Genomic DNA, 24256 nt, shown 5'->3' with positions numbered 1-24256 from the left:
CTCGTAGCCGAAGCCGTCCTCGAACACGAAATCGAGCATGCCGGTACGGTCGTTGTCGGTGTCGGTCCAGATGTGCGAGCGGTAGGACTGATAGCCGTTTGGACGGCCTTCCGTGAACGGCGAATCGGCGAACAGCGCGGTGGCGATCGGCTGCAGCGCCAGGCTGACACGGAATTTCTTCACCATGTCGGCCTGGCTGCCGAAATCCAGGTTCACCTGCACGGTGCAGGTGCGGGTCATCATGTCCAGGCCCAGCGAACCGACCTTGGGCATGTACTCGTGCATGATCTTGTAGCGGCCCTTGGGCATCCACGGCATTTCGTCGCGCGGCCATTTGGGCTGGAAGCCCATGCCCAGGAAGCCGATGCCCAGCGTGTCGGCGACCGAGCGCACTTCATCCAGGTGCGAATTCACTTCGCGGCAGGTGTCGTGCACCGTTTCCAGCGGCGCGCCGGAAAGCTCCAGCTGGCCGGCCGGTTCCAGCGTGATGTTGGCCATGCCGCGGGTGAGCGCCACCGGCGTGTCGCCCTCGCGGGCGATCTGCCAGCCGTAGCGGCTGGCCAGCGTTTCCAGCAGCACGCGGATGCCGCGATCGCCCTCGAAGGTGGGCGGGCGCAGGCTGTCGGTGAGGAAGCCGAATTTCTCGTGTTCGGTGCCGATGCGCCAGGCTTCGCGGGGCTTTTCGCCGGCAGCCAGATAATCAGCGAGTTGCTGGCGACCGCCGATCGGCGTGCTCTTGGCGGCACTGGGTATGGACACGGTATGGCCTCGCAGGTTGAACGAGACACTATGGGGGTGTTGCGTGACAACGAAAAGGGGGCGACGGGAAATAGTTGTACGTGGTGGTACAGGAGCCCCCCCTCACCCCAACCCTCTCCCCCAAGCGTTGCTTGGGGGAGAGGGAGGGAAGCAGCGGCGTCGAGGCTCCGCGAATCCCGATTGCCGATTCCCGGCCCCTCAGCGCTTCATCGAGTTGAAGAATTCGTCGTTGGACTTGGTGTTCTTCATCTTGTCCAGCATGAATTCCATCGCGCTGAGCTCGTCCATCGGGTGCAGCAGTTTGCGCAGGATCCAGATCTTGGCCAGCATGTCCGGGTCGATCAGCAGGTCTTCGCGGCGGGTGCCGGAGCGGTTGATGTCGATCGCCGGGTAGACGCGCTTCTCGGAAATGCGCCGACTCAGGTGGACTTCCATGTTGCCGGTGCCCTTGAATTCCTCGTAGATCACCTCGTCCATCTTGCTGCCGGTTTCGGTCAGCGCGGTGGCGATGATGGTCAGGCTGCCGCCTTCCTCGACGTTGCGGGCGGCGCCGAAGAAGCGCTTCGGGCGCTGCAGTGCGTTGGCGTCCACGCCGCCGGTGAGCACCTTGCCGGAGCTGGGGATCACGGTGTTGTAGGCACGCGCCAGACGGGTGATGGAGTCGAGCAGGATGACCACATCCTTCTTGTGCTCGACCAGGCGCTTGGCCTTCTCGATGACCATCTCGGCGACCTGCACGTGGCGGGTCGGCGGCTCGTCGAAGGTGGAGGCGACCACTTCGCCGCGCACGGTGCGCTGCATCTCGGTCACTTCTTCCGGGCGCTCGTCGATCAGCAGGACGATCAGGTAGCACTCGGGGTTGTTGCGGGTGATATTGGCCGCGATGTTCTGCAGCATGATCGTCTTGCCCGCCTTGGGCGGGGCGACGATCAGACCGCGCTGACCCTTGCCGATCGGGGCGCAGAGGTCGATGACGCGGCCGGTGAGATCCTCGGTGGAACCGTTGCCGGTTTCCATCTTCAGGCGCTTGTTGGCGAACAGCGGCGTGAGGTTCTCGAACAGGATCTTGTTCTTGGCGTTCTCCGGGCGATCGAAGTTGATCGAATCGACCTTGAGCAGCGCGAAGTAGCGCTCGCCTTCCTTCGGCGGACGGATCTTGCCGACGATGGTGTCGCCCGTGCGCAGATTGAAGCGACGGATCTGACTGGGCGACACGTAGATGTCGTCCGGGCCGGCCAGGTAGGAAGCATCGGCCGAGCGCAGGAAGCCGAAACCGTCCTGGAGGATTTCCAGCACGCCGTCACCGGAGATTTCCTCGCCACTTTTGGCGTGTTTCTTCAGCAGCGCGAAGATCACGTCCTGCTTGCGCGAACGGGCCATGTTCTCGATGCCCATCTGTTCGGCCATGTCGAGCAGTTCGGCGATCGGCTTTTGCTTGAGTTCGGTCAGATTCATAGGAATGACGAAGTTGTATGCGGTAGGGATGGGACAAGCATCGAGCTTGTGAGCCGCGTCGGAGAAGGCGACCAGAAATCGCGTGCAGATACGAATGCTAAATGCGTCGACGACGGCTTGCGGGGGGCTGTGAAAGAAACAGCGGTGCCGAATCTACCATCGGCCACGGACGGGCGTCCAGCCCGAAAAGCAAAAAGCCCCGCCGAACGGCAGGGCTTTTTTACAGCGGTCGCTTACAGATTGGCGTCCAGGAAGGCAGCCAGCTGCGACTTGGACAGGGCGCCCACCTTGGTGGCCTCGACGTTGCCGTTCTTGAACAGCATCAGCGTCGGAATGCCGCGCACGCCGTACTTGGGCGGGGTTTCCTGGTTGTCGTCGATGTTCAGCTTGCAGACCTTCAGCTTGCCCTGGTAGGTCTGGGCGATCTCGTCCAGCACCGGCGCGATCATCTTGCACGGACCGCACCACTCGGCCCAGTAGTCAACCAGCACAGGGCCGTCCGCCTGGAGCACGTCCTGGTCGAAGCTGGCATCGCTGATGTTGGTGATGAACTCACTCATGGAAGTCTCCGTGATCGGACAAGGCAAAAGTGGGCCGTATCATAGCCTTCCCCGGCCCCATCGGGAAGGCGATGGCGATTGGCTCTGCCTATGGGTTGGCGCAACGCCGCCAATCGACGGGCGAAACGCACCGGCCCCCGGCCGCGACCCGATGCCGCAGGGCCCGCCGCCGCGAGGCGCCGCGAGGCGCCGCGAACAGCGTAGATCACCTTCGCCGCGGTGGACGCTCCCGCTCATCCCGTCCCTGGTTTCCCGCCTCCGACGTTGGCTCTGCCATGATCACATGGCAGGATTGCCCGGCTTTTTTCCGAGACTATCGTTTATGTCCAATCTTCCAGAGCAGTTCCCCCTGATTGCCGCCATCGATCTGGGGTCGAACAGCTTCCATATGGTGCTGGCACGCGTCGATCAGGGCGAGATCCGTATTCTCGAACGTCTGGGTGACAAGGTTCAGCTGGCCGCCGGCCTCGATGAACGCCGCCACCTCACCGAGGAAGCCATGCAGCGCGGCCTCGACTGCCTGGCGCGTTTCGCCCAGCTGATTCACGGCCTGCCGCAGGGCGCGGTGCGCATCGTCGGCACCAACGCGCTGCGCGTGGCGCGCAACCGCAACCTGTTCATCCGCCGCGCCGAAGCGCTGCTCGGGCACCCGGTCGAAGTGGTGGCCGGCATCGAGGAGGCGCGCCTGATCTATCTCGGCGTGTCGCACACCTTCCCCGACATGGACGGCAACCGCCTGGTGGCCGATATCGGTGGCGGCAGCACGGAATTCGTCATCGGCCAGCGCTTCGAACCGCTGGTCCGGGAAAGCTTGCAGATGGGCTGCGTCAGCTTCACCAAGCAGTTTTTCGCCGACGGCCGGATCAGCCCGGCCCGTTACGCCGAGGCCTACACTGCCGCACGTCTGGAACTGATGAGCATCGAAACCAGCCTGCGCCGCCACGGCTGGCAGGAGGCGATCGGAGCCTCCGGCACCATCCGCGCCATCGGCCAGGTCATCCAGGCCGGCCAGCGCGGTAGCGGCGAGGTGAACGCCGAGGGGCTGGACTGGCTCAAGCGCCGCCTGCTCAAGCTGGACAGCGTCGAGCAGATCGATTTCGAGGGCCTCAAGCCGGACCGCCGGCCGATCTTCCCCGCCGGCCTGGCCATTCTGGAAGCCATCTTCGATGCCCTGGGCCTGCAGTGCATGACCCATTCCGAAGGCGCGCTGCGCGAAGGCGTGCTCTACGACCTGATCGGCCGTCACAGTCACGAGGACGTGCGCGAGCGCACCCTGTCGGCGCTCATGGAGCGCTACCACGTGGATCAGGAGCAGGCCGAGCGGGTGAAGACCAAGGCCCTGTCGGCCCTGGAGCAGGTGGCGGACGCCTGGAACCTCGACCAGGACTGGCACCGCGAACTGCTGGGCTGGGCGGCGCGGGTGCATGAGGTCGGCCTGGACATCGCCCACTACCACTACCACAAGCATGGCGCCTACCTGATCGAACATTCCGATCTGGCCGGCTTCTCGCGCCAGGACCAGCTGAACCTGGCGCTGCTGGTGCGCGGCCATCGCCGCAACATTCCGCTGGACAAGTTCCAGGAAGCCGACGGCGATACCGACACGCTGGTGCGCCTGTGCATCCTGCTGCGCTTCGCCATCCTCTTCCACCACATCCGTGGCACCCAGGAAATGCCCCGGGTGCGCCTGGAAGCCAGCGAGCGCCATCTGGATCTGCACTTCCCGGAGGGCTGGCTGGCCGCCAACCCGCTGACCCGGGCGGACTTCGATCAGGAAGCCGAGTGGCTCAAGCGCATCGAATACCGCCTGAGCGTGCACTGAAGCGCAGCCGGGGCATGCCCCGGCCGCTCAGCGACTGCGGTTGACGGCCAGCGCCGCGCGGATCACGTCGGCGCCGATCTCGTCCTCGTAGAGCTTCCAGACCGGCAGCATCGCCTCGCGCCAGGCGGCGCGCTGCTCCGCGTTCAGGCCGATCAGGCGGACCTGACCGCTGGCGGCGATCCGCGCACGGTCGCGCGTGTTGAGCGCCTCGGCCTCGGCATTCACCACCTGGGTGACTTCCTCGACGATGCCGTCCAGTTCGACGCGAATGGCGTAGGGCAGGCTGTTCCAGAACTGCGTATTGGTGATCAGCATGTAGTGCAGCACGCCGTGGTTGCTCTCCACGATGTGCGACTGCACGGTGTGCACCTTCTGGCTGACGATGTTCGACCAGGGGTTTTCCGCCCCCTGCACCTGGCCACTTTCCAGGGCCTTGTACATGGCGCCGAAGGCCAGGCGCACCGGCTGGGCGCCCAGCGCTTCGAACTGGCTCTGCAGCACGGCCGAATTCTGGATACGGAAACTCACGCCCTGGGCATCCTGCGGCAGCATCAGCGGACGATCCGCCGACAGCTGCTTGAGCCCGTTGCTCCAGTAGGCCAGTCCACTGATGCCGTGCCCGACCATGGAGCGCAGCAGCTCGCGGCTCTTCTCACGCCGCCCGAAACGCTTCACCGCCTCGGCGTCGTCGAACAGGAACGGCAGGTCGAACAGCTGCAGCTTCTTGGTGTAGCGATCGAATTTGGACAGCGAGGGCGCCAGCAGCTCGACCTTGCCGTCGAGCAGCGCCTGCATCTCGTCACTGTCGCCATACAGGGTGGAGTTCGGATACACCTCCACGCGCACCTTGCCGGGCAGGCGTTGCTCGGCGAGCTGCTTGAACAGCAGGGCGCCCTTGCCCTTGGGGGTATCGTCGGCGACCACATGGGCGAAACGGATGAGGATGGGCTCGGCATCCTGGGCGCTGGCCGGCTGGGCCAGCAACAGCCCCAGCAGCAGGCACTGGAAGGGAAAAACGAAGCGGTACATGGATTACCACGTGCTCAGCGCCGCCTGCCTGACGTTCCCCTGCCGGCAGCCGCGATGAATGGGAATCGACCCGCTTCACTGCCACCCTGCCCGAAGCCTTGCCGATCGCGACCGTTGCGCGCGGGATCGTCCGCGCGCAACGGGGCGAGAGTGTTCGGCAAGTGACGGAATCAAACCATCGAGCACATCACAAAATGCGGCGACGGTTTGACGTCAGCAGCCCGGCGCAGACCCGTTCCGCCGGATCAGAGCACCGCCAGCTGCGGGTTGGCCAGGCGCTCCAGCAGGATCATCTGGCTGTTGCGCGGGTGGGCATTGCCGCTCGGCGTGTTGCGCAGGTAGCGGCCGTCCGGCTGCAGGATCCAGCTGCCGGTGTTGTCCGCCAGGTAGGTTTCCAGCTCCTTCTTGACCCGCAGCTTGAGCTTCTTGCCTTCCACCGGGAAGCAGGTTTCCACGCGGCGGTCCAGGTTGCGCTCCATCCAGTCGGCGCTGGCCAGGAACAGCTGCTCCTCGCCGCCGGCCAGGAAGTAGTAGACCCGGCTGTGCTCCAGGAAGCGACCGATGATCGAGCGCACCTGGATGTTGTGCGAGACCCCGGGAATGCCCGGGCGCAGGCAGCACATGCCGCGCACGATCAGCTCGATCTTCACCCCGGCCTGGCTGGCCTTGTAGAGCGCCTTGATCATCTTCGGATCGGTCAGCGAGTTGACCTTGATGATGATATGCGCCGGCTTGCCCTCGCTGGCCGTCTGGGTCTCGCGGGCGATCAGGTCGAGCAGGGTCTTCTTCAGGGTGAAGGGCGCGTGCAGCAGCTTCTTCATGCGCTGGGTCTTGCCCATGCCGATCAGCTGGCTGAACAGCTTGGAGACGTCCTCGCCGAGCGCCGCGTCGGCGGTCAGCAGGCTGTAGTCGGTGTACAGACGCGCGTTGCCGGCGTGGTAGTTGCCGGTGCCCAGGTGGGCGTAGCGCACCAGTTCGCCGTTCTCGCGACGCATGATCAGCATCATCTTGGCGTGGGTCTTGAAGCCCACCACACCATAGATGACCACCGCGCCGGCCTGCTGCAGGCGACCGGCCAGATGCAGGTTGGACTCCTCGTCGAAGCGCGCGCGCAGCTCGATGACTGCGGTGACTTCCTTGCCGTTGCGCGCCGCTTCCACCAGCGCATCGACGATCTCCGAGTTGGCGCCGCTGCGGTACAGCGTCTGCTTGATGGCCAGCACGTGGGGGTCCTTGGCCGCCTGGCGCAGCAGATCGACCACCGGGGTGAACGATTCGTAAGGGTGCAGCAGCAGGATGTCCTGCTTGGCCACCACGTTGAAGATGTTCTCGGCGTTCTGCAGCGGCTTGGGAATGCTCGGCGTGAACGGCGTGTACTGCAGGTCAGGGTGACCGTCCAGGCCGGTGATGCTGAACAGCCGGGTGAGGTTGACCGGACCGTTGACCTTGTACAGCTCGCCTTCGCTGAGATTGAACTGGCGCAGCAGGTAGTTGGACAGGTTCGCCGGGCAATTGTCGGCCACCTCCAGGCGCACCGCGTCGCCGTAGCGGCGCGACAGCAGCTCGCCGCGCAGCGCGCGGGCCAGGTCCTCGACGTCCTCGTCCAGCGCCAGGTCGGCGTTGCGGGTCAGGCGGAACTGGTAGCAGCCCTTGACGCTCATGCCATGGAACAGGTCGTCGGCATGGGCGTGGATCATCGACGAGAGGAACACGAAGTTGTCGCCCGTGCCGCCGACCTCCTCGGGAATGCGGATCAGTCGTGGCAACAGGCGCGGCGCCGGCAGGATCGCCAGGCCGGAATCGCGGCCGAAGGCGTCCACGCCTTCCAGCTCGACGATGAAGTTCAGGCTCTTGTTGACCAGCAGCGGGAACGGGTGGGTCGGGTCCAGGCCGATCGGCGTCATGATCGGTGCGATTTCCTCGCGGAAGTAGCGGCGCACCCAGGCCTTGATCTTGGTATTCCATTGCCGGCGACGAATGAAGCGAACCTGCTGCTTGGCCAGCTCGGGGAGCAGCACGTCATGCAGGATCGAGTACTGGCGGGTGACCTGCTCGTGTACCACCTCACCGATGCGCGCCAGCGCCTGGTGCGGCTGCAGGCCGTCGGCGCCGGCCTGCTCGCGGGCGAAGTTGACCTGCTTCTTCAGGCCGGCGACGCGGATCTCGAAGAACTCGTCCAGGTTGCTGGAGAAGATCAGCAGGAACTTCAGGCGCTCAAGCAGCGGGTAGGACTCGTCCAGCGCCATGTCCAGCACGCGGATGTTGAACTGCAGCTGGGACAGCTCGCGGTGGATGTACAGGCTGGTGTCGTCCAGGTTGTTCACCGTCGCCACGGGAGGCTCGGGCGCTACCGGCAGCGCGTCGACCTGCGGCGCCTCGACCCCTTCCAGAAGCTCGGGGGTTGTACTGTCGATAGAAACGTCGGTGTTCATCTCGATTCCCTGTTGATCAGCTGAGGTGGGTTAGCGGTCGTAGCGGCCACTAACCCTGTTGTTGCAGCAGTTGCGCGGCGCGCACCGCGAAGTAGGTGAGGATGCCATCGGCCCCGGCACGCTTGAATCCGACCAAGGACTCCAGGATCACCGCTTCGCTCAGCCAGCCGTTCTGGATGGCCGCCATGTGCATGGCGTACTCGCCGCTGACCTGGTAGGCGAAGGTGGGCACCTTGAAGGTCTCCTTGACCCGCCAGACGATGTCCAGATAGGGCTGGCCAGGTTTGACCATCACCATGTCGGCGCCTTCGGCGAGGTCGGCGGCGACTTCGTGCAACGCCTCGTCACCGTTGGCCGGGTCCATCTGGTAGGTGTTCTTGCTGCCCTTGCCCAGGTTGGCGGCCGAGCCCACCGCGTCGCGGAACGGGCCGTAGTAGGCGCTGGCGTACTTGGCCGAGTAGGCGAGGATGCGCACGTTGACGTGGCCGGCAACTTCCAGCGCTTCGCGGATCGCCTGGATGCGGCCGTCCATCATGTCCGACGGAGCCACCACCTGGGCGCCGGCCTCGGCGTGGGACAGCGCCTGGCGCACCAGGGCGTCGACCGTCACGTCGTTCTGCACGTAGCCTTCTTCATCCAGGATGCCGTCCTGACCGTGGGTGGTGAACGGGTCCAGCGCCACGTCGGTGATCACCCCCAGCTCCGGGAAGCGCGCGCGCAGGGCGCGGGTGGCGCGCTGGGCGATGCCGTCCGGGTTCCAGGCCTCGGCGGCGTCCAGGGATTTCTTCTCCGTGGGCGTGACCGGAAACAGTGCCAGCGCCGGAATACCCAGCGCCACCCACTGCTCGGCCTCCTTGAGCAGCAGGTCGATGGACAGGCGCTCCACGCCGGGCATGGAGGGCACCGCCTCGCGACGGCTCTCGCCGTCGAGCACGAACACCGGCAGGATCAGGTCGTCCACGCTCAGCCGGTTCTCGCGCACCAGGCGGCGGGAAAACTCATCCTTGCGGTTGCGGCGCAGGCGGGTGGCGGGGAACAGGCGGTCGGCGGGGGTGTAGCTCACGGCGGGTACTCCAGGCGCCTCGCGGGCGCGTGTGTGAAGAGTTAGCGGCATCATCATGACGATTTGATGACAGCCTGCGCACCGCCGGCGGGTGGTGCGACGAGCCAGCATTGTCGGCCAGCCGGCGCTCTGCGTCGAGCCATCCACGGCGACGTCCGGCATGCAACGGCGGCATCCGCCGGCACTCCAAGGAGGAACTCGCCCGCCCGGCGGTCACGCAGTAGGATGACGGCATCCGCCGCCGCGGCGACACAGCGGCAGCGCGCCCAGAACCGATACAGGAGAACAGCATGCACAAGAAAGTCGCCGTCATTCTTTCCGGTTGTGGTGTCTACGATGGATCGGAAATCCACGAGAGCGTGCTCACCCTGCTGCGCCTGGACCAGCGCGGCGCGCAGGTGCAGTGCTTCGCGCCGAACGTCGAGCAGATGCATGTCATCGACCACTACCGGGGCGATGAAATGAATGGCACGCGCAACGTGCTGGTCGAAGCGGCGCGCATCGCGCGCGGCAACATCAAGGACCTGCGCGAGGCGCGGGTCGAGGACTTCGATGCGCTGATCCTGCCGGGCGGTTTCGGCGTGGCCAAGAACCTCAGCGACTTCGCGGTGAGCGGCGCCAACTGCACGGTGCAGCCCGACGTGCTGGCGGTCACCCAGGCCTTCGCCAAGGCCGGCAAGCCGATCGGCCTGATCTGCATCGCCCCGGCGCTGGCGGCGAAGATCTTCGGCGCCGGCGTGCACTGCACCATCGGCAACGACGCCGATACCGCGGCGGCCATGGAAAAGATGGGCGCGCGCCACCAGGACTGCCCGGTGGAAGATATCGTGATCGACCAGCGCCACAAGCTGGTCACCACCCCGGCCTACATGCTGGCCCGCTCGATCAGCGAGGCTGCCACCGGCATCAACAAGCTGGTGGACGAGGTGCTGATTCTCGCCGAGGCCTGAAACAGGCCATAGCGGACAAACTGCCGGCTCGCTGCGCCAGGCCACTGGCCAGCGACGCCGCTTCCGGGCGAGCCTGCGCGTCCCGTCTCCCGGAGCGCCGCTGATGATGCACCCGTCCTCCTCCAATGCAGAGCTGTACGCGGCCATCGGCCAGTTCTTTGCCCGCATCCCCTTCAACCAGCAGCTCGGCATCGAGATCGACAACCTGTCCCGCCAGCAGGTGCTGATGCGCATGCCGATGCGCGCCGAGCTGATCGGCAACTTCGTGCAGGGCATCCTGCATGGCGGCGCGATCGCCACGCTGCTCGACGTGGCCGGCGGGGCCATGGCGCTGATCGGCGCCTGCGAACGGCTGAACGAGCTGCCGGTGGCCGAGCGCATGGCGCGACTGGCGCGGCTGGGCACCATCGACCTGCGCATCGACTACCTGCGCCCGGGGCGCGGCACCTCCTTCATCGCCAGCGCGGTGCCGCTGCGCGAAGGCAACAAGGTGGCGGTGGTGCGCAGCGAGCTGCATAACGAGGACGGCGTGCTGATCGCGGTGGGTACCGGGACCTATCTGTGCGGCTAGCGGCGCCCGCCGCTTCTGTAGGAGCGGCTTCAGCCGCGATGCTTTTGTGCGGGGCCATAGCCTGATCGGGGGCCCCTGGGCGGGCGCCCCAAGCCGGGCGCCCCAACAGCTCGCGACTGAAGTCGCTCCTACAGGTTCATTGCGATTCCAGGCATAAGAAAATAATTTTTTATTCCTTCTGATCCAGAGCCGGGCTTTCTACACTGGCGCCCGAAATCGTCAGGAGGCGCGCCATGTCCCTTTCCACTCCCCACTACCTGATCGTTCCCGGCTGGCAGGGCTCGCCGGCCGAGCACTGGCAGAGCCATTGGCAGCGCGTGCTGCCCAACAGCGCGCGGGTGGAACAGGATGACTGGATGCAGCCGCGTCAGGCCGATTGGGTGCGGCGCCTGGAAGAAGCCGTCACGCAAGCGCCCGGCCCGGTGATCCTGATCGGCCACAGCCTGGGCTGCGTGACCATCGCCCACTGGGCAGCCCAGGCGTCACCTGCCCTGCTCGAGCGAGTCCGTGGCGCACTGCTGGTGGCCCCGGCGGATGTGGAACGCGTGGAATGCCCGCAACCGCTGTGCAACTTCGCGCCGCTGCCGCGCCAGCCGTTGCCCTTTCCCAGCCTGCTGGTCGCCTCCGACAACGACCCGGCGGCCAGCGCCGCGCGCGCCCTGCAACTGGCCGCCGACTGGTATGCCGAGGCCACGCTGCTCAGTGGCGTCGGCCATATCAACGTGAAGTCGGGACACCATCGCTGGGAACAGGGCTTCGCCTGGCTGTACCGCCTGCAGCAACGGATCGACGAGCGCGCCCGACGCTACGCCTGAACCGGCTCAGCCGCGGGACAGGCGCGTCACCAGGCGATCCAGCGCGTTGGCGAAGGCCTGCCGATCCCGCTCGGCATAGGCCGCCTGGCCACCGCCCATCTGGCCCTGATCACGCAGGTCGCTGAACAGATTGCGCAGCGCCAGGCGCTCGCCCATGTTGCGCTCGTCGAACTCGCGGCCGCGCGGGTCGAGGGCGACGACACCCTTCTTCACCAGCCGGTCGGCCAGCGGGATGTCGCTGCAGATCACCAGATCGCCGGGCTCGGCGTGTTCGACCAGGTAATCGTCGGCGGCATCCGGTCCGCTGGGCACCACGATCAGGCGCACGCAGGCAAAGGCCGGCTTGGTCTGCGCCTGACCGGCCACCAGCCACACCTGCAGGCTGCGCTTGAGAGCGAATTTGACCACCAGATCCCGCGCCGGGCGGGGGCAGGCGTCGGCATCGATCCAGATGCGCATCTCAGGCCGGCGCCCGGCGCACGGTGGCCAGCAGCGCGGCGGCGGCCATGAACAGCGCGCCGAAGGTGCGGTTGAGCAGCCGCTGCTGGCGCGGCGAGCGCAGCAGACGCAGCACCCGGGCCGCCAGCCCGGTGTAGCCGGCCATCACCACCAGGTCCACGGCAATCATGGTGGCGGCAATGATCAGGTACTGGGGCAGCAGCGGCTGACGCGGATCGAGGAATTGCGGGATCACCGCGAGGATGAAGACGATCGCCTTGGGGTTGCTGGCGTTGACCAGAAAGCCGCGCAGCACCAGGGTCAGCGGACGGCCCAGCGGGCGCGCCGTGTCGCTCGCGGCCAGCTCGCCCGCTGGCGCGATCCACTGCTTCCAGCCCAGGTACAGCAGGTAGGCGACGCCGAACCACTTGATCAGCCCGAAGGCCAGCTCCGAGGCCGCCAGCACCGCGCCCAGGCCGGCGGCGACGATGGCGATCTGCATTGCCAGCGCCAGCTGCAGGCCCAGCACGTTCCAGTAGCCGCGCCAGAAGCCGTAGCGCAGGCCGCTGGACATCGAGGCGATGGCCCCGGCGCCGGGCGACAGGCTGATCACCCAGCAGGCGGCGAAGAAGGCAATCCAGGTTTCCCATGCCATGGCGATGTCCTTCCGGACTCAGTCCGGCTGACCCTTGTTGAGTTGCAGCGGATCCCGCAGCTTGCGGCTCATGGCCCGACGCATGCGGATGTTGATCGCTTCAACGCCCAGCGAGAAGGCCATGGCGAAATACACATAGCCCTTGGGCACATGCACGTCAAAGGCCTCGGCCACCAGCAGCGTGCCGACCACGATCAGGAACGACAGGGCGAGGATCTTCAGGGTCGGGTGCTTGTCGATGAACTCGCTGATGGTGCCGGCGGCCAGCATCATCACCAGCACGGCGATGACGATGGCGGCGACCATCACCGGCACGTTCTCCACCAGGCCCACGGCGGTGATCACCGAGTCCAGGGAGAAGATGATGTCGATCACCGCGATCTGCAGGATGATGCCCAGGAAGCCGGCCTTGACCGCGCCACCACCGCCTTCATGGGACTCCTCTTCACCTTCGACGCTGTGCCAGATTTCCAGGGTGCTCTTGAACAGCAGGAACAGGCCGCCGAAGAACAGGATCAGGTCGCGACCCGAGACGCCCTCGCCGAGGACGCTGAACAGGTCGTTGGTCAGGCGCATCACCCAGGCGATGGACAGCAGCAGCAGGATGCGCGTGCCCATGGCCAGCGCCAGGCCGTAGAAGCGTGCCTTGGGCTGCTGCGCCTTGGGCAGGCGCGACACCAGAATGGAAATGAAGATGATGTTGTCGATGCCGAGGACGATTTCCAGGGCGGTCAGGGTCAGGAAAGCCACCCAGATTTCCGGGTTGGTCAGCCATTCCATAGGGATCACTTCTCGCGTTTGAGGATGGTGAGTTCGGTTCCGCGCCAGCGGCGCACAACCTTCTGGAAGAACAGGGTATTGGGGATCTGCAGCAGCGCGCCCCGGCTATCTTCGCTGACATCTTCCAGCGTGGTGTAGAGCAGGTTGATGTCCACCACCCGGCCCTTGACCCCCGGCTTGTCGGCGCTTTCCAGCACTTCCAGCTGATCGCCGACGCGGAACGGACCGGCGGTGAAGATCAGCAGGGCGCAGAACAGGTTGGAGAGCACGCTCCAGGCGGCGAAGAAGGCCACCGCCGCCACGGCGGCAAAACCGGTCAGCGCCGTCCACAGCACGGTGGCCGACACGCCCAGGCGTTCCAGCACCATGAGCAGGGCGCTGCCCATGATCAGCCAGCTGAGCATGCCGCGTAGCGGCATGAGCAATTCCATCGGCAGGCGGTAACGTTCTCCGATGCGCACGATGAAGCGCCGCAACAAGCGCTGCAGCGCCCAGGCCAGCACCAGAATCAGGACAATCTGCAAGCCGGGCACCAGGATGCCGAACCACTCCTGGGCCCAAAGCGGCAACCAGGTTTTCATTGACTGCTCTCCAGTTCCGCCTGCAGCGCCTCGAGGGTTTCCAGGCGTTCCAGCCAGGCTTCCTCCAGCTGTGCCTCGCGCGCCTTGAGGGTGCTCTGCTCGGCCAGTTGCTGCTTGAGTTCGTCCTTGCGGGACGCCTCATACAGCTGCGGGTCGGCCAGTCGGGCTTCGATCGCCGCCAGCTTTTCCTGCACCTCGCCGAGCTGCTTCTCCAGCTTGTCCGCCTCGCGCTTGTGCGGCGCCAGCTGCTGGCGCAGCGCGGCGGCCGCCTGGCGCTGGGCGCGCTTGTCGGTACGCTCGCCGACCGGTTCGGCGCTGGCCGGCTGCTGGCGGGCGCGGAAATCCACCAGCCAGCGCGCGTAATCGTCGAGATCGCCGTCGAACTCCTGCACGCGGCCCTCGGCCACCAGCAGGAACTGGTCGGTGGTGCTCTTGAGCAGATGGCGGTCGTGGGAGACCACCAGCACCGCGCCTTCGAACTCCTGCAGGGCCATGGTCAGCGCCAGGCGCATTTCCAGGTCCAGGTGGTTGGTGGGTTCGTCAAGCAGCAGCAAGTTGGGTCGCTGCCAGGCGATCAACGCCAGGGCCAGACGGGCCTTTTCGCCACCGGAGAAGTTGACCACCGGTTCGTCGCAACGGTCGCCGCGGAAGTCGAAGCCGCCGAGAAAATCGCGCAGCGTCTGCTCGCGTTCGTCGCGGGCGATGCGCTGCAGGTGCAGCAGCGGACTGGCCTTGGGGTCCAGGGCGTCCAGCTGGTGCTGGGCGAAGTAGCCGACCGCCAGGTTCTCGCCGCGCTGCAGGCGGCCGCCCAGCGGCTGCAGCTCGCCGGCCAGGGTCTTGATCAGCGTGGACTTGCCGGCGCCATTCGGGCCGAGCAGACCGATGCGCGCGCCCGGCACCAACTGCAGCTTGACCTTGTCCAGCACCGTGCGCTCGCCATAGCCGAGGCGGCCTTCGGCCAGGTCCAGCAACGGGCTGGAAACCTTGAGTGCTTCGCGGAAGCTGAAATCGAACGGCGAATCCACATGCGCCGGGGCCAGCTCTTCCAGGCGCTCCAGCGCCTTGAGGCGGCTCTGCGCCTGGCGGGCCTTGGACGCCTTGGCCTTGAAGCGGCGGATGAAGTCTTCCATGTGCGCGCGCTGCGCCTGCTGCTTGTCGTAGGCCTGCTGTTGCTGGGCCAGACGCTCGACGCGGGCGCGCTCGAAGGCGGAATAACCGCCCCGGTACTGGGTGAGCTTCTGCTGTTCGACGTGGATGATCTGCTCGACCACCGCATCGAGGAAGTCGCGGTCGTGGGAAATCAGCAGCAGGGTGCCCGGGTAGCTTTTCAGCCAACCTTCCAGCCAGAGGATCGCATCGAGGTCCAGGTGGTTGGTGGGCTCGTCGAGCAGTAGCAGGTCGGACGGGCACATCAGCGCCTGCGCCAGGTTGAGGCGCATGCGCCAGCCACCGGAGAAGTCGCCGACCCGGCGTTCCATCTGCGCCGCCTCGAAACCCAGCCCAGCCAGCAGCTTGCGCGCGCGGGCGTCGGCGCTGTAGCCGTCGGCGTTGTCCAGTTCGGTGTGCAGGCGCGCCTGGGCGGCGCCGTCGTGGGCCGCCTCGGCGGTAGCCAGCTCGCGCTGGATACGGCGCAGCTCGACATCGCCATCAAGCACATAGTCCACCGCCAGACGCTCGAGGTCGTCTATCTCCTGGCGCATGTGGGCGATGCGCCAGCTGGCTGGCAGCTGGCACTCGCCGCCATCGGCACCCAGTTCGCCGCGCAACAGGGCGAACAGGCTGGACTTGCCGGCGCCATTGGCGCCGACCAGACCCGCCTTCTGACCGGGATGCAGGGTGAGGTCGGCCTCGTTCAGCAGACGCTGCGGACCACGCTGTAGGGTAAGCTTTTCGAGTCGAATCATAAGGCGGCGCAGTCTATCCAGTTTCCTGCGCCGGCGCACCGGGTGGACGATGAGCAATACCTTGTGGCGCTTTGCCCTCGGCCTCTATGCCCGCCCCGGCATCGAGCAGGCCTGCCTGTCCCTGCAGGACGAGCATGGCGAGGACATCTGCCTGTTGCTGTGCGCCGCCTGGTTGGGTGAACGCGGCGTGGCCTGCACGCCGGCGCGCGGTCGGCAGCTGCGCGAGGTCGCGGCCGACTGGCAACGCGACGTGATCGCGCCATTGCGCGATCTGCGGCGGCGCTGGAAGACGGCGGCCAGCCAGGATGCCGGGCTTGCCACGCTGCGCCGGCGCCTGGCGGAACTCGAACAGGATGCCGAACGCGAGCTGCTGCGCCGCCTGGAGGCAGTTGCCGCGCCCTGGCCCGACCGGGAATCCGGCGCGGCGCCGCAGTGGCTCGCCGCGCTGGCCAGCCCGACGACGAACGCGGCGGCGCTGGCCAGCCTGGCGGCTGCCGTCAGGGTTGCAGCTTACTGAGCTGCCGCCGCCTTGGGCTTGGCGACGCGGGCGGGTGCCTTCTTCGCCGGAGCTTTTTCAGCCGCGGGCTTGGTTGCCCGAGGAGCGCGCGGCGCCTTGGCCTTGGGAGCCTCTTCACGCGCGGCCAGGGCCTGGGCGGCCGCCTCGCCAGCCTTGCCGATCGGCTGAGCCATGCGCAGGCTGTCCTGGATGTCGGACTTCAACTGCGCCAGGTAATTGCGGGTATCCAGATCGCTGGCCTTCAGCGCATCCAGCAGCAACTCGAACTTCTCGATGCGCGCGCGGGCCTTGGTCTGGGCGCCGGCCTTGCCGGCGGCGGCAGCCTTCTCGAGGCTCTGACGCGCCTCTTCGAGCTTGTCCTGGGCCTTGCCGCGCTGGCGATCCAGCTTGAGCAGCAGCTTCTCGGCGTCGGCCTGGGCCTGGACGCAGGCTTCCTCGAGGTGCGCGAGCAGGCTCTGCGACAGTTCCTGCAGCAGGTGCAGAGGGGTTTGTACGGTGTTCTTCTTGGCAGCCATGAGGCTCTCCTGGCGATGAATGCGCCCATACTAGCCGGCCATCCGGGCCGGGCATAGGAGCGCCATGCGGCATTGCCAGGCGGCTTGACCGGAAGCAACGAATCCCGGGGCTTACTGCCCGACCGCCACCTGCGCCTTCTGGCGGTGGGCGGTGTGCAACACCTCGATCAGGCAGTCCTCCAGCTCGAAGCGTTCGCAAAACAGCTGGCCGAGCTGCAGCAGCTCCTGCGCCAGTGCCGGGTCGCTGGCGCAGCGGCCGGATGGGCAGCGGTCGTTGAAGGCCACCACTTCGGAGGTAATTGCCTCGATGCGCGGCTGGATCTGGCTGGCCACTTCCAGGCCACGCTCGTCCTTGAACTCGCGAGCCTCGATGAGCAACTGCTCATAGACGCCAAAATGCCAGGCGGACACGTAATCGAGCATCAGCTGGCAGAAGCCGCGGAGTGCTTCGGCCCCTTGCGCGCCCGGCTGCACGCCCTTGCCAAGAGCGACGAGCTCGGTGACCAGGTCCTGCCGTTCGCGCAACCAGCGATCGATCAGTTCATGAACCCCACCCCAGCGTTCCTGGGCGTTTCGGCATCGTTCCAACATGTCGACCTCGTATGACTCGTATGCGGCATCAGGACGTGCACCAGCTTCGGTGCCGCGTGCGAGCCACTGTAGGCCCGCCCGCTTGTGCCTTACAAGGCGCAGGCGGGGAAATCTTCATACGGTCGTTTGGTCGCCAACCCGCGCCTGGCGCGGCTTGCGGAACGATTCAGGATGCGGCGAAGGGCCGCCAGCCGATCAACGGCGGCGCAACAGCAAGTACACCGCGAAGAGGATCATGCCGATGAAGGCCAGCAGGCTCCACTCCGGAATGCTCATGCCGAACAGGGTCCAGGTGACCTTGGCGCAATCGGCGCTGCCATGCAGCATCAGGCTGATGACTTCCTGGAACGGCAGCGCTTCGAGCATGTAATCGAGGCTGGGCAGGCAGGCAGGCAACTCGTCCGCCGGCACCTGCTGCAGCCAGATCTGCCGCCCGGCAACACCGGCACCGGCACCCGCCATCAGCAGCGCCAGCGCGGCATAGACCCGCTGGCCGGTGCGCGCCGGCCCGTGCACGGCGGCGATCAGGCAGACCAGGCCGAAACCGATGACCGCCAGGCGCTGCAGGATGCACAGCGGACACGGTTCCAGACCGACGCCGTGTTCCAGATAGAGCGCTCCCAGCATGATCAGGACAGTGCCGAGGAAGGCGACAAGGAACAGCGTGCGGGAACTGGCGCGGAGCATGGTGATACCGGTGGGCTGTGAGGGTCGCTACGGTAGAGGAACCCACCGGGGCATTTCAAGCCTGACGTGCGTCGCTGTCGAGCATTCCCAGACCTTCCTGGAACAGTTGGTTGCTGCGCTCCTCTTCGCCCAGGCGCGCCAGCAGCCGAGCCAGCTCCGCGCAGGTACGCGGATCACGACGCAGGCCGAGGCTCGCCTCGTAATAGTCGCGCGCCTTGCCCCACAGCTGATGACGAATGCTGATGCGCGCCAGGGCGCGCAGCAGCAGGGGATCCCCGGCATGCTCCTTGAGCCACTGCTCGGCCTCGTGCAGCTGCTGGCCGCTGTCGGCCCCGCGCAGGCGGCCGTACAGTTCGACCAGCGCCGGCTCGTATTGCCTGCGCAACGCCTTGCGCACCAGGGTCTCGGCTTCCGCCTCGGCGCCCGCACGCCCGAGTTGCTCGGCATACAGGCCCAGCAGCTGCGCGTCATGCTGCAGGCTGCTGCTCAGCAGCGGCCAGGTGTCACGCAGGGCTTGCGCCTCACCGCTGCGCCCGACCTCACGCAGGCGCTCCGCCCAGGCCTCGCGCTCCAGTTCGCGCAGTTCGTCTTCGTCGAGCACCTTGCGCTTGCGCAGCTCCGGCAGCAGGCCGAGCAACGCGGCCGGCTTCTGCTGACGGCGCTGCACGGCGACCAGTCGGCGCAGGGTTTCCGGCTGGTGCGGATGGCGCCCGAGCATGGCGGTCAGGGTTTCCTCGGCACCCGCCAGGTTGCCGCGCTGCTCCTGCAGCTCGGCATGGGTGAGGGCGATGACCAGTTCCGCGTGGGGCTGGCGGTTCAGCGCCTGCTCCAGCAAAGCGTCGCTTTCTTCGTGATCACCCAGGTGCTGGGCGGCGCGCGCGGCGGCCAGGTAGTAGGGCAAGGGATGCGGATCCTGCTCGGCGGCCAGGCGCAGGTGCTGCAGCGCCGGACGCCAGCGACCTTCGGCCAGTTCGAGCAAGCCGCGATCGCTGGCCTTGTGGCCGCGCCGTTGCTGATGGCGCCGCGACCAGGGGTTGATAAGTGCGCCCGAAACGCCCAGCAGACGCAGCAGGCGGCGCGTCAGCCAGACCAGCAGCCAGAGCGCCAGGAGGATGGCCAGGAACATCCACAGGCTGGACTCGTAGCGCAGCCCCCGATAGGCGATCAGCACGTAGCCGCTGCCTTCGGCGATGCCTCGAATCAGCAGGCCCGCGCCCGCCACCAGCAGGATGAGCAGCAGCGCGGCACGGATCATTGGGCGTCCTCCGGCTCGGCCGGCGGCTGTTCGCCGCGCGCCTGCTGCCGCTGGTGGAGGTAGCTCTGCAGGCTCTGCAGCGCCGGGCGCAGGTCGGGAGCCTCCACCGTCACTGGCTGCTCGGCCAGCTCGCTCAGCCGTTGCGCCAGGCTGCGCGCAGCGGGGTTCGCGGTATCGAAATAACCGTTGAGGACCTCGGTGGCCTGTTGCAACGCGGCGCCGTAGACCTGTGGCCGACCATTCAGCGCGGCCCACTGCGCCTGCTGCAGGGCCAGGCTCAGGGCCAGGCGCACCTGCGCCAGGTTCTGCCCGGCCAGCAGCGGGCGCAGCTCCTGCTCGGCGTTCAGCTCGATGCGCAGATAAGGCGACAGCTTGCGCCAGGCGTACTCCCAGAAGCGCTCTTCGCTGGCCTGTTCGGGTGCTGGCGGAACGCTGCCGCCGCTGAACTGCGGCGCCTGGTGCAACAGGCGTTCGCCCTGCTCGCGCAGGGCCGCCAGCTGCAGGAACAGGCCGTCACGGTCCGGTTGCGGCAGAGCGCGCAAGGCTTCCAGGGCCTTGATCATCTCGCCGCGCGCGGCGAAGCCCAGTGGATCGTTCTGCGCGCGCAGGATGTCGTCGGCGACCTGCACCAGGGCGATCGCGCTGGGCACGTCCTGCATGGCCGACAGGCGCAGGATGGCCAGGCGCAGCAGGTGCTCGGCCTCGGCCAGCCGCCAGTCCTCACGACTGGCGCCGAGCAGGCGGGTGAGGCTCTGCGCCAGATGCTGCTGGTCGCCCTGCAGGGTCTGCAGCAGTTGACGCTGCTCGCCCAGCTGTTCCTGGCTCGGCAATTGTTCGAGGCGTTCCGCAACGGCACGGCCGGCATCGGCGAGACGTTGCTCGCCCTCGGCCTGGGCGGTCTGCCATTGCTGTTGCTGGCGCTGCTGCTCGGCCAGCTGGGCCTGGGCCTGGCGCTGCAGTTGCTGGCCCTGCCAGAAACTCCAGCCGCCGAGGGCGGCGGCCGCCAGGGCGATCAGCAGAGCGGCGACCGCCAGCAGCAAGGCCGCGCGACCCGCGGTACGCGGCGCAGTCTGCTCGGCGGGAGCGGGGAGTACAGGGGTTTGCGCGTCGGTTTCGCTCACGAGTACGTCCTATCCGTGTAGGGCCTGATGTTCCTGCAATGCCTGGAGCAGTGCCGTGGCACTGGCGCCCCGGCAATCGATCACCTGCCGCGCACCGGCCGCGCAGGCCTGTTCGGCGACCCGCGGGCTGGGCACGAACAAGGGTAGCCGAGCCAGTTCCGGCCAGGCCTCACCGGCCAACTGGTACAGGTGCTCGAAGCCTTGGCCGCTGCTGACCACCAGGCCATTCAACCGTTCGGTGGCCACGCGTCGTGGCAGTTCGCCGCAAGCATAGTCGGGCAGGCGGCGGCGGTAGAGTGGCAAATAGTCGACCGCCACGCCTTGGCCGCGCAGATGCTCGGCGAGCAATTCCCGGCCAGTGTCGCCGCGCATGATCAGCACACGCGGGCTGGGCACCTGCAGGGCTTCACTGAAGGCCGGGAGTTCGAGCAGCGCTTCGCTGTCATCGCCGCCTTCCGGCCAGCTGACGTGCAGGCCGTAGTCGGCGAGTATCTGCCCGGTGGCCGCGCCAACGCTGAACCAGCGCTGGTTGATCGGCGGCTGCGGCCAATAGCGGTCGAGGCGCTCAAGACCCTGGCGCGCCGCCGGCTTGCTGACCACGATCACCGCGCAGTAGCGGTCCAGCTCCAGCAGCAGGCTGCGCTGCTCGGGCGTTTCGGGCAGCGGCTCGATCTCCAGCAGGGGCAGGCAGCTGCCGTGGACGCCCTGCTCGGCCAGTTGCGCCGCCAGTGCGGCGCACTCTTCGGCCGGGCGCGTCAGCAGCAGGCGCCAGCCGGTCACGGATGGCCGGCCTCGCCATAGACCTCGGCCAGGATGGCGGCGGCGCCCTGTTGCAGCAGCGCCTCGGCCACCTCGACGCCCAGCGTTTCGGCGTTCTGGCGCGGCGCGCGAGCCTCGGCACGCAGCAGACGGCCACCATCAGGCTGGCCGACCAGGCCACGCAGCCACAGGTCGTTGCCTTCCAGCACCGCATAGCAGGCGATCGGTACCTGGCAGCCGCCATTCAGGTGCCTGTTCAGTGCGCGCTCGGCGATCACCCGGTCGGCGGTGTCGGCGTGATGCAGCGGCGCCAGCAGGGCATGCACCTCGCTGTCGGCGCTGCGGCATTCGATACCCACCGCACCCTGGCCACCGGCCGGCAGGCTGTCTTCGGCGCTGATGAAGGAGCGGATGCGTTCCTGGAAGCCGAGACGGATCAGGCCAGCGGCGGCCAGGATGATGGCGTCGTATTCACCGGCATCCAGCTTGGCCAGGCGGGTGTTCACGTTGCCGCGCAGGAACTGGATCTTCAGGTCCGGGCGACGGGCCAGTAGCTGGGCCTGGCGGCGCAGACTGGAGGTGCCCACCACGGCGCCGGCGGGCAGCGTGTCCAGGGAGTCGAAGGTGTTGGAAACGAAGGCATCGCGCGGATCTTCGCGCTCGCAGATGCAGAACAGGCCCAGGCCCTCGGGAAATTCCATGGGCACGTCCTTCATGGAGTGCACGGCGATGTCCGCCTCGTTCTCCAGCAGGGCGGTTTCCAGTTCCTTGACGAACAGGCCCTTGCCACCGATCTTCGCCAGCGGCGCGTCCAGCAGCTTGTCGCCGCGACTGACCATCGGAACCAGGCTGACCTTCAGGCCGGGATGCGCCTGCTCCAGGCGCGCCTTGACGTATTCGGCCTGCCACAGGGCCAGGGCACTCTTGCGGGTGGCAATGCGGATTTCGCGGGACATGGGCAATTCCAGAACGAGAACTGCCGGCATGATAACAGGCCGGGGCCCGGGGCTGGACCGGCCCGGATCAAGGAAAGCGCCCGGCCTACAGGTTGTTCATCAGCTTGCGCACACCGGCCACATGCCGGCGGCTCACCGTCAGCGCCTGGTCGTCCAGGCCCTTGAGGTACAACTGGAAATGCCCGAGCGGCGTGCGCTGCAGGCGCTCGATGCGTTCGCGGGACACCAGCGCATTGCGATGGATGCGCACGAAGCGGTCGCCGAACTCGTCTTCCAGCGCCTTGAGCGGCTCATCCAGCAGCACCTCGCCACCGCTGTGGCGCAGGGTCACGTACTTGTGATCGGCGATGAAGTAGAGCACCTGCTCCAGCGGAATCAGCTCGATGCCCTTGCGCGTGCGAGCGCTGATATGGGTGCGCGGCCCGCCTTCGCCGCCGGCCTGCGGCCGGGTCAGGGCGGCCAGCTGCATGCGGTTGGGGCGCTGCGCCTTGTGCAGGGCCTCGGCCAGGTCCTCGCGGCGCACCGGCTTGACCACATAGCCCACCGCGCTGACCTGGAAGGCGTCCAGGGCGAATTCATCGTGGGCGGTACAGAAGATCACCGCCGGTGGCGCTTCCTTTTCGCACAGGCGCGCCGCCACCTGCAGGCCATCCAGGCCTGGCATGCGAATGTCCAGCAGCACCACGTCGGGCTTCAGGCTGTCGATCAGGGCCAGGGCTTCCTCGCCATTGGCGGCCGCGGCATCCAGCGCGCGATAACCTTCGATTTCTCCGAGCAGGCGCTGCAGGCGTTCGCGGGCAAGCGGTTCATCGTCGACGATCAAGACGTTCATAGAGCTCTGGCTTCCTGCGTGAGACTGAAACAAGGATAGCGTAGACAGGTAAAATGCCGTCCGTTACGGCGTTCCACGCTCAGACTCGCGTCAGGGCCAAAAAGTGCCGTCAGTCGGGCAGCGATATTCACCAGGCCCTGCCGGGTGCCGCGCGAGGCGGGCATTTCCGGCTCCGCCAGCGGATTGCTGACCTGCAGTTCGAAGCGCCCCGCGCGCCATTGCGCCTCGATGCGCACCAGGCCGCCGTCGATGCGCGGCGCTACCCCATGGATCAGCGCGTTCTCCACCAGCGGCTGCAGGGTCAGCGGCGGGATCGGCAGATCGTCCGGCACGCCGTCCACCGCCCACTCCACCCGCAGACGGTCACCGAAGCGGTACTGCTCGATGGCCAGGTAGCGCCGCGTCAGGAGCAGCTCCTCGCGCCAGCCGACCAGGCTGCCCGGCCGGGCCAGACTGGCGCGGAACAGATCGGCCAGGTCCAGCACCGCCTGCTCGGCCTTGATCGGATCGCTCGCCACCAGGCTGGCGATGCTGTTCAGGCTGTTGAACAGGAAATGCGGGCGGATGCGCGCCTGCAAGGCTTCGATGCGCGCCTGTAGCTCGGCGCGCTGTTGCAGGCGCCATTGGCTTTGCAGGTAGAAGTAGCGCAGCAGCAGGGTGCTCATGATCAGGCTGATCAGCCCGTGGCGCAGGTACAGCGCCGCTTCCGCGCTCGGCGGGCCGCCCAGCGCGTGCAACTGGGCGACGGCTGTGCAGGCCAGGGTCAGCGCCAGCACCACCAGGCAGCAGCCCAGGCCGGCGATCAGCGGCCGGCAGCGCGCCAGCCACGGGCGCAGCCGGCACAGCACGGCGGCCGAGAGCAGCACGATCCACTGCACGAACAGCGAGGTCAGCGCCAGGCGCACCCAGTCGAAGCCGAGGGTCATGGGCTCGGCGAGCACCAGCACCAGCACCAGCAGTTCGGCCAGCAGCACGAGGGTGAGCAGCGCCTCCGGCTCACAGAGCGCGGGAACGAAGAACTCATCGATTGGCGCGGGCCGGGGCGTGAAGAATCGCATGGCGGCCATGGTGCGCGCCGCCCGGCGAGGCGCCGCGATCTGGCGCACCGAATCCGTCGTCCCGCCGAGCAATCCGTGACCGGCTCGTCAGCCGGCGGCGGCAGCGGCGCGCCGGCAGACCCTGCTATCATGCGCCATCCTTTGCGGGAGG

25 protein-coding genes are annotated in these 24256 nt (G+C 67.0%); 5 read left to right on the top strand and 20 right to left on the bottom strand.

The genetic code is table 11. The features are described 5' to 3' along the window. The 3 genes from VL129_RS11210 to trxA form a co-directional block, all read right to left on the bottom strand. A partial coding sequence (locus tag VL129_RS11210) for a glutamate--cysteine ligase (RefSeq protein WP_325412900.1) occupies nucleotides 1-759 on the bottom strand: 759 nt, incomplete at its 3' end. A 198-nt stretch (nucleotides 760-957) separates the two neighbouring features. Continuing rightward, a complete protein-coding gene (rho, locus tag VL129_RS11205; RefSeq protein WP_325412899.1) occupies nucleotides 958-2214 on the bottom strand; it encodes a transcription termination factor Rho in 1257 nt (418 codons plus the stop codon). Nucleotides 2215-2447: 233 nt separating this feature from the next. Then, nucleotides 2448-2774 carry a thioredoxin TrxA gene (gene trxA / locus VL129_RS11200; RefSeq protein ID WP_325412898.1) on the bottom strand — a complete coding sequence of 109 codons (327 nt, stop codon included), beginning with the start codon at nucleotides 2772-2774 and terminating at the stop codon, nucleotides 2448-2450. Nucleotides 2775-3096: 322 nt separating this feature from the next. On the opposite strand from trxA, the gene ppx reads away from it, so the two are divergent. Next, a complete protein-coding gene (gene ppx, locus VL129_RS11195) occupies nucleotides 3097-4596 on the top strand; it encodes an exopolyphosphatase (protein ID WP_325412897.1) in 1500 nt (499 codons plus the stop codon). Between the two features lie 27 nt (nucleotides 4597-4623). Here ppx and VL129_RS11190 read toward each other — a convergent pair whose 3' ends face one another. From VL129_RS11190 to hemB, 3 genes are all read right to left on the bottom strand, one after another. Further along, complete coding sequence (locus VL129_RS11190) at nucleotides 4624-5625, bottom strand: TRAP transporter substrate-binding protein (RefSeq protein ID WP_325412896.1); 1002 nt, start codon at nucleotides 5623-5625, stop codon at nucleotides 4624-4626. A 245-nt stretch (nucleotides 5626-5870) separates the two neighbouring features. After that, nucleotides 5871-8057, bottom strand: coding sequence for a polyphosphate kinase 1 (gene ppk1, locus VL129_RS11185; protein ID WP_325412895.1), 2187 nt, complete (start codon nucleotides 8055-8057; stop codon nucleotides 5871-5873). A gap of 49 nt (nucleotides 8058-8106) precedes the next feature. Beyond that, nucleotides 8107-9120: a porphobilinogen synthase gene (gene hemB, locus VL129_RS11180; RefSeq protein ID WP_325412894.1), complete on the bottom strand. Its 1014-nt coding sequence runs from the start codon at nucleotides 9118-9120 to the stop codon at nucleotides 8107-8109. A gap of 290 nt (nucleotides 9121-9410) precedes the next feature. Between hemB and elbB the strand changes: the two genes are divergently transcribed. From elbB to VL129_RS11165, 3 genes are all read left to right on the top strand, one after another. After that, nucleotides 9411-10070, top strand: a complete 660-nt coding sequence (elbB, locus tag VL129_RS11175) for an isoprenoid biosynthesis glyoxalase ElbB (RefSeq protein ID WP_325412893.1) — start codon at nucleotides 9411-9413, stop codon at nucleotides 10068-10070. 103 nt (nucleotides 10071-10173) lie between these two features. Continuing rightward, nucleotides 10174-10641 (top strand): thioesterase family protein, encoded by a 468-nt coding sequence (locus VL129_RS11170; protein ID WP_325412892.1) that lies wholly within the window; start codon nucleotides 10174-10176, stop codon nucleotides 10639-10641. Nucleotides 10642-10874: 233 nt separating this feature from the next. Continuing rightward, a complete protein-coding gene (locus VL129_RS11165) occupies nucleotides 10875-11456 on the top strand; it encodes an alpha/beta hydrolase (protein WP_325412891.1) in 582 nt (193 codons plus the stop codon). A gap of 6 nt (nucleotides 11457-11462) precedes the next feature. Here the strand turns inward: VL129_RS11165 and VL129_RS11160 are convergent, their stop codons facing one another. Genes VL129_RS11160 through VL129_RS11140 form a run of 5 tightly spaced genes read right to left on the bottom strand, consistent with a single transcriptional unit; the run spans nucleotide 11463 to nucleotide 15814 of the window. Further along, complete coding sequence (locus VL129_RS11160; protein WP_325412890.1) at nucleotides 11463-11915, bottom strand: YaiI/YqxD family protein; 453 nt, start codon at nucleotides 11913-11915, stop codon at nucleotides 11463-11465. A 1-nt stretch (nucleotide 11916) separates the two neighbouring features. After that, a complete protein-coding gene (locus tag VL129_RS11155; protein WP_325412889.1) occupies nucleotides 11917-12549 on the bottom strand; it encodes a LysE family transporter in 633 nt (210 codons plus the stop codon). An 18-nt stretch (nucleotides 12550-12567) separates the two neighbouring features. Further along, nucleotides 12568-13329 (bottom strand): TerC family protein, encoded by a 762-nt coding sequence (locus VL129_RS11150; protein ID WP_325412888.1) that lies wholly within the window; start codon nucleotides 13327-13329, stop codon nucleotides 12568-12570. Between the two features lie 5 nt (nucleotides 13330-13334). Then, entirely contained in the window at nucleotides 13335-13910 is a 576-nt protein-coding gene (locus VL129_RS11145) for a mechanosensitive ion channel family protein (protein WP_325412887.1), read from the bottom strand. Continuing rightward, the gene (locus VL129_RS11140) at nucleotides 13907-15814 is read right to left on the bottom strand and encodes an ATP-binding cassette domain-containing protein (protein ID WP_325412886.1); all 1908 of its coding nucleotides are present in this window, start codon (nucleotides 15812-15814) and stop codon (nucleotides 13907-13909) included. The genes VL129_RS11145 and VL129_RS11140 overlap by 4 nt, the downstream gene beginning before the upstream one ends. 49 nt (nucleotides 15815-15863) lie before the next feature. Here VL129_RS11140 and VL129_RS11135 point away from each other — a divergent pair, with 49 nt between their 5' ends. After that, a complete protein-coding gene (locus VL129_RS11135; RefSeq protein ID WP_325412885.1) occupies nucleotides 15864-16331 on the top strand; it encodes a TIGR02444 family protein in 468 nt (155 codons plus the stop codon). Here VL129_RS11135 and VL129_RS11130 read toward each other — a convergent pair. From VL129_RS11130 to VL129_RS11090, 9 genes are all read right to left on the bottom strand, one after another. Then, nucleotides 16325-16846: an AlgP family protein gene (locus VL129_RS11130; RefSeq protein ID WP_325412884.1), complete on the bottom strand. Its 522-nt coding sequence runs from the start codon at nucleotides 16844-16846 to the stop codon at nucleotides 16325-16327. The two genes, VL129_RS11135 and VL129_RS11130, sit on opposite strands and share 7 nt — an antisense overlap. A 111-nt stretch (nucleotides 16847-16957) precedes the next feature. Continuing rightward, nucleotides 16958-17437, bottom strand: coding sequence for a sigma D regulator (rsd, locus tag VL129_RS11125; protein WP_325412883.1), 480 nt, complete (start codon nucleotides 17435-17437; stop codon nucleotides 16958-16960). 195 nt (nucleotides 17438-17632) lie between these two features. Then, nucleotides 17633-18124, bottom strand: a complete 492-nt coding sequence (locus VL129_RS11120) for a disulfide bond formation protein B (protein ID WP_325412882.1) — start codon at nucleotides 18122-18124, stop codon at nucleotides 17633-17635. A 55-nt stretch (nucleotides 18125-18179) separates the two neighbouring features. After that, nucleotides 18180-19379 carry a heme biosynthesis HemY N-terminal domain-containing protein gene (locus VL129_RS11115; RefSeq protein ID WP_325412881.1) on the bottom strand — a complete coding sequence of 400 codons (1200 nt, stop codon included), beginning with the start codon at nucleotides 19377-19379 and terminating at the stop codon, nucleotides 18180-18182. Beyond that, the gene (locus VL129_RS11110; RefSeq protein WP_325412880.1) at nucleotides 19376-20500 is read right to left on the bottom strand and encodes a uroporphyrinogen-III C-methyltransferase; all 1125 of its coding nucleotides are present in this window, start codon (nucleotides 20498-20500) and stop codon (nucleotides 19376-19378) included. The genes VL129_RS11115 and VL129_RS11110 overlap by 4 nt, the downstream gene beginning before the upstream one ends. 9 nt (nucleotides 20501-20509) lie before the next feature. Continuing rightward, complete coding sequence (locus VL129_RS11105; protein WP_325412879.1) at nucleotides 20510-21280, bottom strand: uroporphyrinogen-III synthase; 771 nt, start codon at nucleotides 21278-21280, stop codon at nucleotides 20510-20512. After that, nucleotides 21277-22215: a hydroxymethylbilane synthase gene (hemC, locus tag VL129_RS11100; protein ID WP_325412878.1), complete on the bottom strand. Its 939-nt coding sequence runs from the start codon at nucleotides 22213-22215 to the stop codon at nucleotides 21277-21279. Before hemC ends, VL129_RS11105 begins: the two co-directional genes overlap by 4 nt. Nucleotides 22216-22300: 85 nt before the next feature. Then, nucleotides 22301-23047 carry a LytR/AlgR family response regulator transcription factor gene (locus VL129_RS11095; RefSeq protein WP_325412877.1) on the bottom strand — a complete coding sequence of 249 codons (747 nt, stop codon included), beginning with the start codon at nucleotides 23045-23047 and terminating at the stop codon, nucleotides 22301-22303. Continuing rightward, the gene (locus VL129_RS11090) at nucleotides 23044-24105 is read right to left on the bottom strand and encodes a sensor histidine kinase (protein ID WP_325412909.1); all 1062 of its coding nucleotides are present in this window, start codon (nucleotides 24103-24105) and stop codon (nucleotides 23044-23046) included. Before VL129_RS11090 ends, VL129_RS11095 begins: the two co-directional genes overlap by 4 nt. Nucleotides 24106-24256: the final 151 nt, after the last annotated feature.

It is taken from the genome of Pseudomonas sp. (assembly GCF_035497915.1).
Classification (GTDB): Bacteria; Pseudomonadota; Gammaproteobacteria; order Pseudomonadales; family Pseudomonadaceae; genus Serpens.
Note: the sequence above shows the minus strand (reverse complement) of the source record. Positions and strands in the feature narration are given on the sequence as shown.

Excerpts from the sequence above, each read along its gene's own strand:
- VL129_RS11170 (WP_325412892.1), top strand. The coding sequence starts at position 10,174 with ATGATGCACCCGTCCTCCTCCAATGCAGAGCTGTACGCGGCCATCGGC.
- VL129_RS11090 (WP_325412909.1), bottom strand. The coding sequence starts at position 24,105 with ATGCGATTCTTCACGCCCCGGCCCGCGCCAATCGATGAGTTCTTCGTT.
- VL129_RS11165 (WP_325412891.1), top strand. The coding sequence starts at position 10,875 with ATGTCCCTTTCCACTCCCCACTACCTGATCGTTCCCGGCTGGCAGGGC.
- hemC (WP_325412878.1), bottom strand. The coding sequence starts at position 22,215 with ATGTCCCGCGAAATCCGCATTGCCACCCGCAAGAGTGCCCTGGCCCTG.
- elbB (WP_325412893.1), top strand. The coding sequence starts at position 9,411 with ATGCACAAGAAAGTCGCCGTCATTCTTTCCGGTTGTGGTGTCTACGAT.
- rsd (WP_325412883.1), bottom strand. The coding sequence starts at position 17,437 with ATGTTGGAACGATGCCGAAACGCCCAGGAACGCTGGGGTGGGGTTCAT.
- trxA (WP_325412898.1), bottom strand. The coding sequence starts at position 2,774 with ATGAGTGAGTTCATCACCAACATCAGCGATGCCAGCTTCGACCAGGAC.
- VL129_RS11140 (WP_325412886.1), bottom strand. The coding sequence starts at position 15,814 with ATGATTCGACTCGAAAAGCTTACCCTACAGCGTGGTCCGCAGCGTCTG.
- VL129_RS11115 (WP_325412881.1), bottom strand. The coding sequence starts at position 19,379 with ATGATCCGTGCCGCGCTGCTGCTCATCCTGCTGGTGGCGGGCGCGGGC.
- rho (WP_325412899.1), bottom strand. The coding sequence starts at position 2,214 with ATGAATCTGACCGAACTCAAGCAAAAGCCGATCGCCGAACTGCTCGAC.
- VL129_RS11160 (WP_325412890.1), bottom strand. The coding sequence starts at position 11,915 with ATGCGCATCTGGATCGATGCCGACGCCTGCCCCCGCCCGGCGCGGGAT.
- VL129_RS11155 (WP_325412889.1), bottom strand. The coding sequence starts at position 12,549 with ATGGCATGGGAAACCTGGATTGCCTTCTTCGCCGCCTGCTGGGTGATC.
- VL129_RS11135 (WP_325412885.1), top strand. The coding sequence starts at position 15,864 with ATGAGCAATACCTTGTGGCGCTTTGCCCTCGGCCTCTATGCCCGCCCC.
- ppk1 (WP_325412895.1), bottom strand. The coding sequence starts at position 8,057 with ATGAACACCGACGTTTCTATCGACAGTACAACCCCCGAGCTTCTGGAA.
- VL129_RS11120 (WP_325412882.1), bottom strand. The coding sequence starts at position 18,124 with ATGCTCCGCGCCAGTTCCCGCACGCTGTTCCTTGTCGCCTTCCTCGGC.
- VL129_RS11130 (WP_325412884.1), bottom strand. The coding sequence starts at position 16,846 with ATGGCTGCCAAGAAGAACACCGTACAAACCCCTCTGCACCTGCTGCAG.
- VL129_RS11095 (WP_325412877.1), bottom strand. The coding sequence starts at position 23,047 with ATGAACGTCTTGATCGTCGACGATGAACCGCTTGCCCGCGAACGCCTG.
- ppx (WP_325412897.1), top strand. The coding sequence starts at position 3,097 with ATGTCCAATCTTCCAGAGCAGTTCCCCCTGATTGCCGCCATCGATCTG.
- VL129_RS11145 (WP_325412887.1), bottom strand. The coding sequence starts at position 13,910 with ATGAAAACCTGGTTGCCGCTTTGGGCCCAGGAGTGGTTCGGCATCCTG.
- VL129_RS11190 (WP_325412896.1), bottom strand. The coding sequence starts at position 5,625 with ATGTACCGCTTCGTTTTTCCCTTCCAGTGCCTGCTGCTGGGGCTGTTG.
- VL129_RS11150 (WP_325412888.1), bottom strand. The coding sequence starts at position 13,329 with ATGGAATGGCTGACCAACCCGGAAATCTGGGTGGCTTTCCTGACCCTG.